At 35.5% G+C, this 16085-nt stretch carries 12 protein-coding genes, 2 rRNA genes and 1 other RNA gene; 6 read left to right on the forward strand and 9 right to left on the reverse strand.

What is annotated here, in order from left to right:
• From AA80_RS09280 to AA80_RS09305, 6 genes are all read left to right on the forward strand, one after another.
• A 23S ribosomal RNA gene (locus AA80_RS09280) occupies positions 1-2045 on the forward strand; the annotation flags it as partial.
• 27 nt (positions 2046-2072) lie between these two features.
• A 5S ribosomal RNA gene (rrf, locus tag AA80_RS09285) occupies positions 2073-2185 on the forward strand.
• A 152-nt stretch (positions 2186-2337) separates the two neighbouring features.
• Positions 2338-4017: a phospho-sugar mutase gene (locus tag AA80_RS09290; protein WP_103066744.1), complete on the forward strand. Its 1680-nt coding sequence runs from the start codon at positions 2338-2340 to the stop codon at positions 4015-4017.
• A gap of 27 nt (positions 4018-4044) precedes the next feature.
• A complete protein-coding gene (locus AA80_RS09295) occupies positions 4045-4623 on the forward strand; it encodes a hypothetical protein (protein ID WP_103066745.1) in 579 nt (192 codons plus the stop codon).
• A gap of 11 nt (positions 4624-4634) precedes the next feature.
• On the forward strand, positions 4635-5372 hold the full coding sequence (gene truA / locus AA80_RS09300) for a tRNA pseudouridine(38-40) synthase TruA (protein WP_103066746.1): 738 nt from the start codon (positions 4635-4637) through the stop codon (positions 5370-5372).
• A 77-nt stretch (positions 5373-5449) separates the two neighbouring features.
• Entirely contained in the window at positions 5450-6493 is a 1044-nt protein-coding gene (locus AA80_RS09305; RefSeq protein WP_134080075.1) for a hypothetical protein, read from the forward strand.
• A gap of 7 nt (positions 6494-6500) precedes the next feature.
• On the opposite strand, the gene AA80_RS09310 is transcribed toward AA80_RS09305, so the two are convergent.
• From AA80_RS09310 to AA80_RS09345, 9 genes are all read right to left on the reverse strand, one after another.
• A complete protein-coding gene (locus tag AA80_RS09310; RefSeq protein ID WP_103066748.1) occupies positions 6501-7229 on the reverse strand; it encodes an ATP-binding cassette domain-containing protein in 729 nt (242 codons plus the stop codon).
• A 1-nt stretch (position 7230) separates the two neighbouring features.
• Entirely contained in the window at positions 7231-7407 is a 177-nt protein-coding gene (locus AA80_RS10100; protein ID WP_166667820.1) for a hypothetical protein, read from the reverse strand.
• A 185-nt stretch (positions 7408-7592) separates the two neighbouring features.
• A complete protein-coding gene (gene hydF / locus AA80_RS09315) occupies positions 7593-8789 on the reverse strand; it encodes a [FeFe] hydrogenase H-cluster maturation GTPase HydF (protein ID WP_103066749.1) in 1197 nt (398 codons plus the stop codon).
• The gene (gene hydE / locus AA80_RS09320; RefSeq protein WP_103066750.1) at positions 8767-9909 is read right to left on the reverse strand and encodes a [FeFe] hydrogenase H-cluster radical SAM maturase HydE; all 1143 of its coding nucleotides are present in this window, start codon (positions 9907-9909) and stop codon (positions 8767-8769) included. The genes hydF and hydE overlap by 23 nt, the downstream gene beginning before the upstream one ends.
• Positions 9910-9927: 18 nt before the next feature.
• Complete coding sequence (hydG, locus tag AA80_RS09325; RefSeq protein ID WP_103066751.1) at positions 9928-11343, reverse strand: [FeFe] hydrogenase H-cluster radical SAM maturase HydG; 1416 nt, start codon at positions 11341-11343, stop codon at positions 9928-9930.
• Between the two features lie 297 nt (positions 11344-11640).
• Positions 11641-11999: a transfer-messenger RNA gene (gene ssrA / locus AA80_RS09330) on the reverse strand.
• An 81-nt stretch (positions 12000-12080) separates the two neighbouring features.
• Positions 12081-12701 (reverse strand): HEAT repeat domain-containing protein, encoded by a 621-nt coding sequence (locus AA80_RS09335; RefSeq protein ID WP_103066752.1) that lies wholly within the window; start codon positions 12699-12701, stop codon positions 12081-12083.
• A gap of 16 nt (positions 12702-12717) precedes the next feature.
• Positions 12718-14313 carry a DNA repair protein RecN gene (locus tag AA80_RS09340; protein WP_103066753.1) on the reverse strand — a complete coding sequence of 532 codons (1596 nt, stop codon included), beginning with the start codon at positions 14311-14313 and terminating at the stop codon, positions 12718-12720.
• A gap of 61 nt (positions 14314-14374) precedes the next feature.
• Positions 14375-15793 (reverse strand): glycosyltransferase, encoded by a 1419-nt coding sequence (locus AA80_RS09345; protein WP_103066754.1) that lies wholly within the window; start codon positions 15791-15793, stop codon positions 14375-14377.
• Positions 15794-16085: the final 292 nt, after the last annotated feature.

Consider the following 16085-nt stretch of genomic DNA (forward strand, 5'->3'; position numbering starts at 1 on the left):
CTCTGTCTCTGGAAAAGGGTTATGGAGGTAGAGCACTGAATGTAGTAGAGTGTTAGACCTCTTAATCCGTTCATATACCGTATGTCATATATGGATGCCAGGGAGAAAGACTATGGGGAATAAGCTTCATGGTCGAGAGGGAAAGAGCCCAGACCGACAGCTAAGGTTCCGAAGAAGCGGCTAAGTGTGAAAGGAAGTGGACCTCTTGAGACAGCCGGGAGGTTGGCTTAGAAGCAGCCATCCTTAAAAGAGTGCGTAACAGCTCACCGGTAGAAGAGGACTGCGCCGAAAATGTAACGGAGCTAAAGCCGCGCACCGAAGCTACGGTATAGCCGAAAGGCTATAGGTAGGGGAGCGATGTGCAAGGGAGAAGCATAACTGAAAGGTTATGTGGACGAAGCACAAGAGAGAATGCAGGCATGAGTAACGAAATGGGAGTGAGAATCTCCCACCCCTAAAGTCTAAGGGTACCTGGGGAAGGGTCGTCCGCCCAGGGTAAGTCGGGACCTAAGGTGAACCCGAAAGGGGTAGCCGATGGAAAACGGGTAAAGAATCCCGTACCGGTAAAAGAGGAGCTGCAAGGGGGGACACAGGAGGTAAAGCTACCGAGATAGGGTTGCGAATCTTCCAAGCGACGATGCCGAAGAAGCTGGTAGGGAAATCCGCCGGTGGAGGAGGAGTCGTGATGGGGAGGCCGCAAGGCCAACGGTAGATAATCACACTGTCGAGAAAAGCCTCGTGTAGTGTTGAACCTTTTACCGCCCGTTCTGGAAACCGACACAGGTAGACGAGCTGAGAAGGCAAAGGGGAGCGGAATAACCTTCGTTAAGGAACTAGGCAAAAAGGCCCCGTAACTTCGGGAGAAGGGGTGGACTATTAGGATGAGTAATCATGCTAATAGAGCCGCAGTGACAAGTCCCTAGCGACTGTTTACCAAAAACACAGGTCTCTGCGAACACGGAAGTGGAAGTATAGGGACTGACGCCTGCCCAGTGCCGGAAGGTTAAGGGGAGGGGTGAGAGCTCCGAACTGAAGCCCCGGTAAACGGCGGCCGTAACTATAACGGTCCTAAGGTAGCGAAATTCCTTGTCGGGTAAGTTCCGACCTGCATGAATGGCGTAACGATTAGGGAGCTGTCTTAACGGAGGATCCGGTGAAATTACAAGCTCGGTGAAGACGCCGAGGACCCGCAGCTAGACGGAAAGACCCCGTGGAGTTTTACTGTAACCTGACATTGTAACTTATCGTTGTATGTACAGGATAGGCGGGAGGCGAAGAAAGCTGCTCGCCAGGGCAGCTGGAGCCGGCAGTGGGATACCGCCCTTACAACGATGGGTTACTAACGGGAGAAAGTGAAGAGCTTGACCTGGACAGTGTTAGGAGGGCAGTTTAACTGGGGCGGTTGCCTCCTAAAAGGTAACGGAGGTGTTCGAAGGTAGGCTCAAGTGGGTTGGGAATCCACTGAAGAGTGCAAAGGCAAAAGCCTGCCTAACTGAGAGACTGACGAGTCGAACAGGAGGGAAACCTGGACTTAGTGACCCGGCGGTTCTGAGAGGAAGGGCCGTCGATCAACGGATAAAAGTTACCCCGGGGATAACAGACTAATCACGCCCGAGAGTTCACATCGACGGCGTGGATTGGCACCTCGATGTCGGCTCATCGCAACCTGGGGCTGAAGCCGGTCCCAAGGGTTGGGCTGTTCGCCCATTAAAGCGGTACGTGAGCTGGGTTCAGAACGTCGTAAGACAGTTCGGTCCCTATCTGCTGCGGGGGTAGGAAGCTTGAAGGGGGTTGCTCCTAGTACGAGAGGACCGGAGTGAGTATGTCCCTGGTGAATCAGCTGTTATGCAAATAGCAGGAGCTGAGTAGCTACACATATAACCGATAACCGCTGAAAGCATCTAAGCGGGAAACGGGCCCAAACAATAGGCTTCCCACTCATAGGAGGTAAGGGCAGTCTGAGAAGAAGACGTAGATAGGCCGCAGGTGTAAGTACTGAGAAGTATTGAGCCGAGCGGTACTAATAGCCCGAGGCTTTGGACGAAACTCTATGCACTTGTGAATGAGTAATAGGGGGTGAAGATAACGATGCGGGAAACACCCAGAACCATACCGAACCTGACGGTTAAGCCGTATCGTGCCGATGGTAGTACGCTAAGACGTGTGAGAGTAGGTATCGCCCCCTTCCTTTTTTTAGAATAATATTTTTCTCTGCCCAAGTCCCGCCCTAAAAATTGCCGCGTATATTTTACGCGGCATTTTTGTTTTAATAAAAAGAAAAAAATATGGTATAATTTTTTAGATGAAAAAATTCTAAAAATGGAGGTAGGAAGTGAGATGGAGGATGTCAAAGAAGTAGCTTATAAAAGATATCAGCAGTGGCTTGAAAATGTAGCAGACGATTTTAAAGAAGAACTGCTCCGTTTAAAGGATAATGAAAAAGAGATTGTTGATCGATTTTATAAAGATTTAGAGTTTGGAACCGGCGGTTTAAGGGGAATAATGGGTGTTGGAACCAACAGAATGAATGTTTACACTGTGGCTCGAGCCACTCAAGGATTTGCAAATTATTTGAAAAAGCATAAAGATTTTCCTAGTGTTGTTATTGCTTACGATACAAGAAGAACCTCGGACTTATTTGCTAAGGTGGCAGCTCGAGTGTTGGCAGGAAACCATGTAAATGTATATATTTTCGATCAAGTAGCCCCCACACCGCTACTTTCCTTCGCTGTTAGAAAATTAAAAACTGATGGTGGGATAATCATAACTGCGAGTCATAATCCACCGGAATACAACGGTTACAAAGTTTACACATCCGACGGTACTCAGGCGGTTCCCAAATATGCAAATGAAATTACTTCGGAAATTGAAAAGTTAGATTATTTCAAAGATATTAAAATAACTGGCTTCGAAGAAGCTGTTAATTCAGAGAAAATAAATATACTCAATGAATCTATTTTCAACGATTATTTAGATGAAATTGAGGCGTATATTAGATCATTAAATCCGAAAATGGATAAAAAGCCCATAATAGTCTATACTCCATTGTATGGAGCAGCTTTGAAACTAGTTGAGGGCATTTTGAAAAGGTTAGGTTTTGAATATAGTTTAGTTGAAGAACAATCGAAAATCGACCCTTCCTTTTCAACCCTAAAGGTTCCTAATCCTGAAGAAAAAGAAGCATTTGAATTGGCTTTGAAGAAAGCAAAAGAAATAGATGCTGATCTTGTTTTGGCAACAGATCCAGATGGTGATAGAATAGGTGTGTTTGAAAAGTACAAAGGCGATTATGTATCTTTTACTGGAAATCAAGTTGGAGTGATGTTGTCTCATTATTTATTGAGTAAATTCAGTGAATTTTCTTCCTTGAAACCTGACGATTATATTGTTAAGACAATAGTTACTACAGATATGGTTAAACCCATTGCTGAAGAGTTCAATGTAATAATCGAAGAAACATTAACAGGATTCAAATATATAGGAGAAAAAATTGAAAATTATATGAACAGTGGAAGGAAATTTATATTTGGATTTGAGGAAAGTTATGGATATTTAGCGAATGATCATGTAAGGGATAAAGATGCCGTAATTGCTGCGGCATTAATTTCTGTTATGAGTTCAGAAATGCTCTCCAAGATGAAAACACTCACTGAATATTTGAAGGATCTGAAAGAAAGATACGGCCACTATGATGAAAAGCTTCTTTCATTCACTTTTGAAGGGTTTGAAGGAACTCAAAAAATCAGAAGAATAATGAACAAAATGAGAAAAACCCCTCCTATAAAAGTTGGTGATTTTACTTTGAAGGAAACTTTAGATTATCTTAACGGGATAGAAGGATTTCCAAGATCTGATGTAGTAGAATTGAGATATTCAAACATTAAAATAATAGCAAGACCTTCAGGAACAGAACCAAAAATAAAATTTTATATCATGGTAAAAGGTTCTTCAGAAAACGAATCCAGTAAATTAATAAAGGATGCTGAACAGGCAGTTTCAGAAATTGTAAATGTTTGATAATATTTCAAATAAAGGTGAGTGAAAATGCAGTTTCATAACGTTTTGTTTTCAGATAAAGGTAATTTTGTAGAAATTAAAGATATCTCTTACTTGGATAGCAGTACTATAAAAATTAACAGCACACTTCCACCTTCAATTTTGAGTAAAAGTACTGATCATTTCGTTGGTTATTTTTTGGTAGAAGAAGATAATAACGATTTATCTGGTATAAGAAGATATTTAAATATAAGCGAACGAAAAGGGAAATACCTTAAGTTGAATTATTGTGATGAGATTTCCAATAACGTTAGAGAAATTCATGGTGATTATGTTGATCTAGTTTCTAAATATGTTGGTTTAAGGAGGGTAATTTCTTCTTTCAACGATTTGATTTTAGAAAACGATATAAATAATAATTTTAGTTCCTGGCTCGAAAAGACAGTGGAAAATGTCCCTTTTGATATTAAAGGATTGATAGCCCAAAGGACTACAAAACTTGTTAATTTGTATTTGATAAAAATCTATGAAGGAATTTATAAAAAAAACATAGATCTATTAAAAAAATATGAATCTGAAATAGTATTCAAAATTTTAGAGGCACCATTACTGCAGAAGACGTATTAGGAGGAATTTTCGTGAAATGGGTCGCAGCAAAGGTGATGTATGATGGTACAAACTTTTTTGGTTATCAAAGTCAGCCAGCCTTTCGTACCGTCCAAGATGAGTTTGAAAAATCGTTAAAGATTATTTTTAAAAAAGAAACTCCATCTTATGCGTGTGGAAGAACAGATACGGGGGTACATGCTACGGGTCAAGTTGTTTCTTTTAAAGTAGAAAATGAAAATATGACTGAAAAAAATATTAAAGATGCTTTAAATGCTATTTTACCGGAAGATATATATGTAAAAGAAGTAAAAGAAGTAAAAGAAGGGTTTAATCCAAGGGCTGAAGCAAAAAAAAGAATATATCACTATTTTATTTATATAAATGAAGATCCCAATATATTTTTAAGAAACAGGGTTTGGTGGGTCCCACTCACGTTAAATTTAGAAAAGATGAGGCAAGCAGCGAAATATTTTGAAGGAGAACATGACTTTACAAGCTTTAAAACGGGTAACGATGAAAGGAATCCCATAAGAACAATTTATAGGGTGAGAATAATACAGTTACGAAAAGATCTAATTTTAATAAGAGTTGAGGGTAAGTCTTTTTTAAAAAGAATGGTTAGAAATATAGTTGGCGCATTGGTAAAGGTAGGTACAGATGTATGGGAAGTAGAAAAAATAGAAGAAATTTTAGAAGCAAAGAAAAGAGCTTCGGCTCCTGCATCAGCACCCCCACAAGGGTTGTATTTTTACTCTGCTTTATTTTGATTAGTAATTTAACCTTAGCAAAAGTGGAAATTGGATTAGTGTACAATGGGCCCTCTAAATATTTCTCTGAGGTTTTATTGAATCTTTACAAATATGCTGATATCTCCATTCCGCCTGGTGAAAACTCTCAAATTATGAAAATAGATTATATTAACGATCTATTCTATATAAATTATAGCAATAAAACCCTTTCAACATCGTTGGAAAAGTTGGATAGTGTGTTTCATGAAATACTTAATGAACTTCCTAGAAGCGTTTTTGTTATAGCAGAAAACTCTCATATTGTTACAGATAATGGAACCAAAACATCTGCATTTCTAAGTTGGGATAAAAATATGAATATAGTTCTAGATGTCAATGGTTTTATTTTTGAGCATCAATTTTCTCCTCCTATTGGTGAAGTAATTACGAGAGTACCTTCAAAATGGATAGAACTAGAGATTACAGGATACAGCAAAGAAGTTACTTTAAACAATCTCAAAATTAAGACCCCAATTACTATCCAGGTACCACCTTCAAAAATTACATTAACGGATGGATTGAAAAAAACAGAAATAGACTTAACTAATTATGAAGGTGAAAAGTATACATTGGATCTGAAAAAACAACAGATATATGAAAAAGTTGAAACTAAGATAGATAAAGTATTTGAAATTGAAAGCGGAGTTTTCTTTTACGGAGAGCCATTATCCGTTTGGTTGCCAAAAAAAGGAGAACCTGTCGTTACGAAGTCCCGATTTTATTGTGATTATGGTGATATCGAAGAGAAAAGTAAGACATTCCATATCGACGGAGAAATCGTTTTTGCTTACGAAAAAGATAATACGGTTTACTTGATTTCTAGTTCAGGTCAATTTGTCACTTTGGGTAAAAAAAATATAAATCGAGACTTTGAAAGATCTCCTTTATCTATCTTGGTTACAGATGAATACATTCAGTTAAAAACCTTCAAATTAGAAAGTTATAGGATTGAATTTGCTGGAGGGATATTTAAAGAAGGAAATGTATACAATATGTTTTTAGATTTACCTTCTTACGAACCTCAACAGAACTACGATTTTGGAAATTTCAACGTTGAAATTGCAAAAAATGAGGTTGTAATCTATACTAATGAGAATTAAGAGCTAACTAACTGGGAAAATTTAATATGAAATTCTCAATGCTTCCTTTGTAAACAATCTCACCTTTATTCAAAAAAACAATTTTTTCAGCGATATCAGAAAACAAAGAGAGATTTCTTGTGGAAATAATCAATGACCGATCCTCTTTTATATCAAAAAGAAAATCTTTAATATCTTTGTGCATGAAATCGTCCAAATGGTCTAGAATAGAATCAAATATAAACACTTGTGGATTTCTAGCTAAACTTAGAAAAATTATAAAAGAAATCTTATCTCCAATGGTCCAGTTATCAAAATCCTCATAACTTTTTAAGGACGAATGATTAGAAAAAATATGTGCAATATTGAGTTTTTCAAGAAGCAAGAATTGTTCTTGAGATATTTCAGAAGGCTTTATTCCTAAAGCAAGGTTAAAAACTTCACTTAAAGTTAAAAAATTGATATTTTCTACAAAAGTAGGCTCTGAATAAGCGATCTCGGATCGCAAATATCTTTTTTCTATACTATTAATATCCTCATCTAAAAATAAAATTTGTCCGGAGGTTTTAATACCTTTGAAGAGTTCTTCATTCAACGCAACAATAGACCTTGCTAACAAAGATTTCCCAGCATTTCTAGGTCCATAAATTAAAAGGATTTCATTTTTTGATATTTCTAAATTAATGTTATTCAATAGTTTTTGATTGTTGATATATACTGATAGATCTTTAATTTCGATTATAATATCTTTTTCCATTCTAACGTTTTGTACTTTTCTTATTATTAAAAAAATAGTCTTCTTTCGCTAACGCTAACTTTCTAATACTTTCCTCGTCGTTAGCATTTTTTAGAGATCTAATAAAATCAATTTGAGAAGAGTATTTGAATTTGAGATAATCATCTTCACGGTAAACACTTTGATTTTCCTTGTACATACTATTTCGCCGCCTTTCTTCTCTTAACCTTTAAATTGGTGGCTTACAAATATTATAATACTCTCTTCTTTATACAAAAAAGCTAAATTTCATTACAGTTCTTTTATAAAACCGTGAAAAATCAAGTGTTTAAGGAAAAAAGAAAGGCTCCCTAAACTAAAATCAGGAGCCTCAATAAAAATTGTTTATAATGAAAGAGGTTCTAAAGTTCTATTTAAGGATCCGTGGAGAAAAGATATTAGCACCCCGTAATTAACGACAGGAACTCCCAACCTATTGATTGAATTTATTCTTCTTAGCATCATTCTTCTTGTAAGAGTACATCCACCACAATGTACGACTAATTTTACGTTCTTTACATCTTCTATGTCGGGGAATTCTTTACCTGCAATAAACTTAAAATTCAAAGATTTTTCGGTATATTTTTCGAGCCATTTTGGAATTTTGACTCTTCCAATATCTTCGTTTAACGGACGATGAGAACAACCTTCCATTATAAGAATGGTATCGCCATTTTCTAAATTATTAATTACGTCTATATCCTTAGTTAAGATACTGATATCCCCTTTATGATGTGCCTCTAATATTGAAAATGTAGTTAAATTTATATCCTCAGGGACTAATTCAGAAACCCTCCCAATTGCTTGAGAATCGGTGATAACCAACTTAGGTTTTTCTTTCAACTTACTAATTATTTCGCTTATTCCTTCAACAGAAGTCACAATTGGAAAAGCCTTTCTATCTATTGCTTCTCTTATAGTTGCTACCTGAGGCATTATCAATCGACCTTTTGGTGCTCCTGTGTCCACCGGGACGACAAGTAAGACGATATCGTTGCTTTTAATAAATTGTGGAAGCAAAGGAATTTCTTCTTCCTTTGGTTTTAACTCAGCCAAAGCTTCTTTTACTCTTTCTATATTGATTTTTTCTTTGCAAGAAACTTCTAAAACAGGTCTTCCAAAAGAATTAATATATAATTGTTTTAAATTAGATACGTTGTTAAGTTGATCTATTTTATTCAATACGATTATGAATGGGATATTCATCTTTTCAAAGAGATCGCAAATAGAGTGTTCAAACCCGTTGGGTTCAGAATCAACTACTAAAACTCCAATATCAGCTTTGTAAAAAGCTCTTTTAGCCCTTTCAATTCTTTTTTCCCCAAGTTCACCCTCATCGTCAATACCCGGGGTATCAATTAAAGTAACGGGGCCTATAGGTTGTAATTCCATACTTTTATATACTGGATCGGTAGTTGTCCCAGCAACGTTAGAAACAAGAGCTATTTCTTGATTAACTATTGCGTTTATCAAAGAGGATTTTCCAACGTTTCTTCTTCCAGCGATAGCTATGTAAGTTCTATAACCTGATGTTGCTGGCATTCTTTCTATCCTCCATTCGTTTTTGGGTTATTTTGGAAGGTGAGAAGCCTAATTGTTTGATTTTTTCATATGTCTCATAAAACTCTACTTTTATCTTATTATCGTAGATGTTGTAATTTTTTCTATACACTTCTGGAGTAATGTTAACCATAATAACGTTGCACCCCGCAAAAAAACCTTGGTATTGCAAATCGGGAGAAATCGTTCCTAATGCAGTAGTAGTAGGCATTTGTGCTCTTGGCACGCAAAATCTTGTGGCACAGTAGGCGTTTAAAGTTAATTCACCACTCCCACGAGGATGATTTTTTAACGGTGTGTTTTCTGTGGGGATAAATGGCCCCATACCTATCATCCTAATATTTTCATTTCTCATAAAAAGAATATCATCAGCTATATCTTCTAATGTTTGTCCAGGTAAACCTATAATATTCCCCGAACCAGTCACGTAACCTAGACTATTCATATACCTTAATAGTTCTATTCTATTATCATAGCTCTTTTCAGGATGGATATTTTTAAAAATATTTTTGTTAATGGTTTCGTGTTTTAGAAGTACCCTTACTGCGCCTGCTTTTCTAAATTTTCTATATGATGAAAAACTTCTTTCACCAATTGATAAAGATACGGGTAAACTTGTGTTTTTTCTTATTTCTCTTATGATGTAGATTAAATCATCATCTGTGTATCTATCGTCTTCACCACTTTGAAGAATAATCGTATCTAAACCAAGTATCGCTGCTTGATTTGCAACTTCTATTATTTCTTTGGGACTCATCCGATACCTTTGTACAGATGGATTTTTAGCTCTCAATCCACAATAGTAACAGTTTTTCTTACAATAATTTGAAAACTCGATAACTCCTTTTATGTTTATATAGTCTCCTGTATACGTTTTTCTGATCAGATTTGCTACATTGAAAAGATCATCTCGATCTTTATCTTCTTTTTTTAAAGACAAGATTTGTATAATGTGTTCTTTTTCTATGGTTTCATTAGATATAAAATAATTCACGATATTTTGAACTTTTTCAGAAAAATTAGAATAATCATCCCATTGAGAGGTGGAATGTGGGGCTTTGCTCTGTAATCTTTTTAAAATTTCTTCGTTTTGTAATTTCATATAATACATCCCTTTGCATTAAAAGTATAGATCTCTTCTTCCGGCCTTAACAAGATCCATTCTTTCTAATAATTTCTCTTTTAAAGGACCTTCTTTCATAACCTTTAACTCTTCTTCGATCCTCTTTTCGATAGATATCCTAGTATTTTCTGGGGCATAATCCTGGGCATACTCTAAAAGAGTTAAAATGGCGTTGGGAGTGCAAAACCTCTTCACAAATCCAGGTATTGCGAACTCCATGAAGTGCTCGCCAGTTCTCCCCATACGATAGCATGCGGTACAAAATGAAGGAAGATAACCTTCGATTGCTAATTCGTTTATTACAGCGTCTAAACTCCTTTGGTCACCCAAGGTGAATTGACTTTTCTTATAAGCTTGTTGATCTTCTGTTGAATATGCTCCAATTCCAATATTAGAACCAGCATCGATTTGTGAAACTCCTAACTTTAAAACTTCGTTTCTTATATGGGAAGGTTCTCTGGCAGTTAAAATTAATCCCGTGTAGGGTACAGCTAATCTTAAAATTGCCACTATCTTTTTGAACTCATTATCATTCACAAGGTATGGAGGTTGCTCAGATAAAGGGGTGTTTAGAGCTGGTTCTATTCGTGGAAATGAGATTGTATGAGGACCAAATCCAAAGCGTTCTTCAAGATGTATTGTATGGTATAAAAGGCCCATGACCTCGAATTTATAATCGTAAAGTCCAAATAAAGCACCGATCCCAACATCGTCAATCCCAGCAACTACAGCTCTGTCTAATCCATATAACCTCCATATATAACTAGATTTAGGCCCTTTTGGATGAACTTTCTTGTAAGTATCAAAATGATAAGTTTCTTGAAAAATTTGAAATGTTCCTATTCCAACTTCTTTTATTTTTTTGTAATCATTAATTGTCTGTGGAGCAGCATTTATATTAACCCTTCTGATTTCTCCATTTCTATTTTTTGTTTTGTATACCGTTTCAACGGTTTTGGCTATGAAATCTGCATCGTAATCAGGATGTTCGCCATAAACTAATATTAATCTTTTATGGCCTTTGTCTTCAAGCACTTTCACCTCTTTCTCTAATTGTTCAAAACTAAGAGAGTTTCTATAAATTTCCGTGTTGCTTGATCTAAAACCACAGTACTCACAATTGTTTATACATTTGTTTCCAATATAAAGAGGAGCAAAAAAGACAATTCTATTCCCATATACATTTCTTTTTAATGTTCTTGCTCCTTCAAAAATCTCTTCTAACGTATCATCATCTTCAACGTTTAAAAGTGTTGCTACTTCGTCTGGATTCAACCTTTCTTTTGATAAAGATTTTTGAATAATATCTCTGACTTTTAATTTACTTGGGGATTTTGTTTCTTCCAAAAGGTTAAATATTTCATCTTCTTTTATGAATGGTTTTTGATTCTCTTTATCTCTTATCCAAAACACTTAATTATCCTCCTCAATTTTTTAGATTTAGTGTCTTTAAAAACTTTGAAAGCAGATTTAAAAATACTTATCACCCTGTAACCCATTTAAAAACAAAATCTTATTTTTGAAAATCTTTATATTTCTAAAGTGTCGACTTTAGTATATATGGAATTTAAATATTCTAAAACTCGTTTGATCGCCACTGTGTCCATCATCCTGCATAGAAAAAAAGGGGTAGCAGTACCGTGACTGCTCCCCACCCCTGTATATTGTATATAGTATGTATGTGAAATATTTAGCTTACATCCTAAAAAATGGTGGAGACGGCGGGAATCGAACCCGCGTCCGAAAATAGGTGAAGTCGGCTTCTCCGAGCGCAGTCCGCAATCAGTTTTCGGAAATTGTGACTTTGCGGACCGAGTCACAACTTCCTATTACCCATTGATACTTCTAAAATCCGGGTAAGAGATTTTAGAAGTGGAACCTTTTTCTGACGCCTCATTCCTCAAGTAAGGTTCCAAGAAAACTTGAGGAGAGACGAGCCGCCGTCTACGCAGCAGCTAATGCTAATTCTGGTTCTTCGGCATTTCAAATTTTTTCGTTTTTTACGAGGTTTCAGGCTCCTCGACTCGCTTCCCGACTTCAACCTATTCCCGTCGAACCCAATCGTCCCCATACTTTATTCCTTGACCCCGTTCGGGGGGAATTCTTTTTACTGGGATACGTTTATATTATATCAAATTTTCAGTTAAAAATCAAGAACCCTTGAGATGCCATTGCAGTTTTTCAGATATTTCAGGGTCACGTTCTTGTAGGTATGGAACTAAATCAAAGTTCTTAGACAAGATTTTTGTTATAGAATCTAATATAAGTACTTTTAAAGAATTGTTGGTAGTTTTATAATATTTTTCTAAAAGTATATCTAAAGTTTTTCTGCTTGGTAACTCGGTAATGGCCATTACACTTATTTCTTCTATTTCGCCTTCGTCGCTATCGATATAAGTTTTCAATATGTCTAGATAAGATTCATCTTTTGTAATCTTTAATAAATTCTCTAAGATCAAAGGGAAAGCTCTCTCATCGGAAAATTTATTGAACATCATCTTAAGATTTTCCACTATTTCATGACAGTTCAAGTCAGACAAAAGTTCAGCCAGATACAACAAAACTGTATCGTCTTGAAGGTTGAGATTGAACCTCCTTTTGAATTCTTGTAATAGGTATTCTTTTCCTTCCGGTGCCATAACACTCAATGCATCTCTTGCTAATTCTCGAACTTCGTAATCTTCGTCATCTAATAGCTCTATTAAATTAGGTATAGCTTGAAGCCCTTTTTCATCTACTATCTTTTTTATCAGATCTTCACGACTGTACATCTTTTGCACATCCTTTTCAATAAACAATGTTTCCGTACATTTCTTTTATTTCTTCTAATCTTTCATTTTCAGATAATTTTACAATCGTTGAAGTAGTATCTTCGTTCAACGTTTTTACAATTTTAAAATGTTCAGTGGCAAAATTTGCAACTTGCGGCATATGAGTAATTACAATAATTTGTTTGTCTTTTGATAATTCATTGAGCTTATTTCCTACAACATCAGCCATTCTTGGGCCAACTCCGGAATCGATCTCATCAAAAACCATCGTATCTATTGCATGATGTTTTCCCAGCACAACCTCAACGGCTAATATTATTCTAGATAATTCACCACCGGAAGCTATTTCGGCTAAAGGCATAAAATCACTTTTTGGATTTGTTTTTAATAAGAAAGTAATCTTATGTGCGGCATCTTTTCTTGGCTCTTTTAGCTTCTCTATCTTCCAATCTATCTTACTGTTCTCCATATTTAAATCCTTGAGATTATTTTCAATGTGTAATTTTAAATCTTTTAGAAAGGGATTAACCTTCTCTATTATTTTATCACTGAGGCCCAATAATTCGTCTCTTAATTTATACAACCTTGGTTCCAATTCATGAAAATCGTTTTTGATTTCTTCTAACTCACTTTTTTGAATTTTGAACTTGTTAAGATTTTCTAAAACATCATCAAGGGATGGACCATATTTTCTTTTCAGCTCGATGATTTTGTTCAGTCTGATGCTAACTCTTTCCAATTCTTCTGGATCGCTGTCTAATTCAGATAATTTATTTTCTAAAAGTGTGTATAATTCATCTATCTGTTCTTGGATAGTTAAAGCAAAAGAATGTTCTTCCTTGAATCCAAAATCGTCTAACTTGGACAAATTGTAAATTATATAACCAATTTCCTCATCAATACTTTGTTCATCTCTATCTTTTAGTATGTTTAAAGACTCTATCAATCGTTCTCTGATTTCTTCTATATTGTTTAGAGTTTTGAAGCGATCCGAAAGTTCATCATCTTCATTAGGTTGAAGGTTCGCTTCTTCTATTTCCTGGATCTGGTAGTTTAAAATATCTATATTTCTAAAGATTTCAGTTTTATTGGTTGGAAGGTTTTCTAACTTTCTTTTCAAGTTCAAGTATTCTTGGTATCCTATATCGTAATCAGAAAAATACTCGGGGAATTTATCTCTCAAAATCTTAAAGATCAAAGAGTTCTGATAATTCTCGTCTCTCAAAGCAATGTTAGATTCTTGAGAATGTATTTCTAACAGATACTTCGAAATGTCTTGAACGAAGTTTTTAGGAACTATTGTATCGTTAATTCTGAAAAGAGTCTTTTTAGGGGTGAAATTTACAGATAAAATCAAATCATCACCATCAAAAGGGACATGTTCCCTCAACATATCTTTTATAAACTCATTAACAGTAAAATAAGCTGAGACAGAACCTTCAGAGTTCTTCAGATTTTGAGGAATGTTTCCAATTAAAAAAAGATTTAAAGCATTTAGAAACATTGATTTTCCTGTTCCTGACTCACCAGTGATAACGCAGAAATTATCATTAAAATCCACGTTAGCGCTTTTAAAAAGACCAAAATTTTTTATAGACAAAGAAAGCAGCATTCACCACACCAACCTTAAAATGGGCACTCTTTTCTTCTATCATCAAAATTATACCATAATTTTAATTTTTTTTATTTCTCAAATAATCAATTATAATTTCTTTAGCGTCTAAAGAAGGCACTTTTTCTATGCTTTCTTTGGGAAGTTTGATTCCTTCCTCAATAACCTCTAAATATCCTCTAGCAGTGCTTTTCCAAGTATAATTTTCTAAAACTCTTTTTTTGACCTTTTTTGAATAATAATCATAATTATTCAAACCTTTTATTAGACCGTCAAGGATATCTTCCGTGTCTTCAGGATCAATTAACACACCTGACCCATCTGAAAATATTTCACTTGGACCACCGTTCTTTGTTGCAACAATAGCAAGGCCACAAGCGCCTGCTTCTATAGGTGCTAAACCAAAGGGTTCATAAAAAGAAGGCAAAACAAAGACCGATTTCAATTTTGAAAAAAATTTGTAAGCTGTAGCTAACGCTTTTTGAGACTTTAAATCAAAAAAATATACCTTATCTTTTATATCTGCTTTTTCAATTTCTTCCAAAATCGGGGATAAAATAGATCTTTCTTTTTCCGACAATTTGTGTATATCAGTGAAAGGATCAGGAATGCCTCTTAAAAATATACCTAGATTTGCGGTATCTTGAAGAACCTTTGAATTTGCGTAAGCTTTCACAACAGAAAGGTGGTTCTTTTTAACATCTAAACGGCTGGAAAGGATGATAAAAGGTTTTTGCTGCTTGTTTAATTTTTTTTCAATTTGAGCAACAGTCTCTTGATCGAGATCAGTCAAATCATCGTTAAATATCTCAGTGTTAACTCCTGGAGGAATCACTTTGTATTTACGGTCGTTTTCAACTTCAGAAACATCGGCATACAAAGGATGAGAATACTGCTCGTATCTTTCCATTGAGGTAGAGACAATAATTTTCGAAGCATACTTCATGGACAACCTTTCAGCCATTATTCTTTGCGAAAAATGATACTCTTTATCGAGATCTTCGAAATTCTCATGAAAAACGTTCAATTTATCCATTTTTTGGGCACCTAAAGAATGCCCCGTAAACGAAAAATTCAAACCCAACTTTGATTTTAAAAGAACTCCAGAATAACCTCCATCTGCGTAATGAGTGGTTATGAAATCTATCTTTTGGTCTTTATAAAATGAAATAATATTATCAACGTATTCATTTAAATAAGGCCATAATTGTTCTTTATTTAAAAATTTTTCGCCACCAAAAGGTATTCTCACAATAGTTGGATTTTTATTTGTATCGAAATAATCCAATTTTTTAGAAAACTCTGGCCAGTCAGGATCAATTATCTGTCTAGTAACTATATCCACAGAAACGTTAAAATTAGCCAGTTCTTTTGATACTTCTTTAACGTAGATCAATTGACCTCCAAAATCCGGATGCTCAGTTAAATGAGAATCATTTTTGTCAAAGTTTCCTTGAGGGTTTAGAAATAGCACCTTCATTTAAGCTACCTCCAATACTCTGTAATTTGTAATACCGTATATTTTATTTTACCATACTTCTAATAAATTTTTTTCAACGGTTTAGAAGCAAAATTCGAAAATATGCTATAATTCTAACGATTTCATTTTGTTTTCCTATGTGTGGGTAGCGGGCAAAAGAACAAAGCTCCTTTATCCAATGGGTGGGCCGCTAGGAAAAAGAACAAAAAACTTTTTCCTTATGCGTGGGGAGCGGGGCGAAGGGTACTGCAGGTTCCTTCCTTAGATGGGCGGGCTGCTGGGCGAAGGGGAG

This window comes from Petrotoga sibirica DSM 13575 (genome assembly GCF_002924625.1).
GTDB lineage: Bacteria > Thermotogota > Thermotogae > Petrotogales > Petrotogaceae > Petrotoga > Petrotoga sibirica.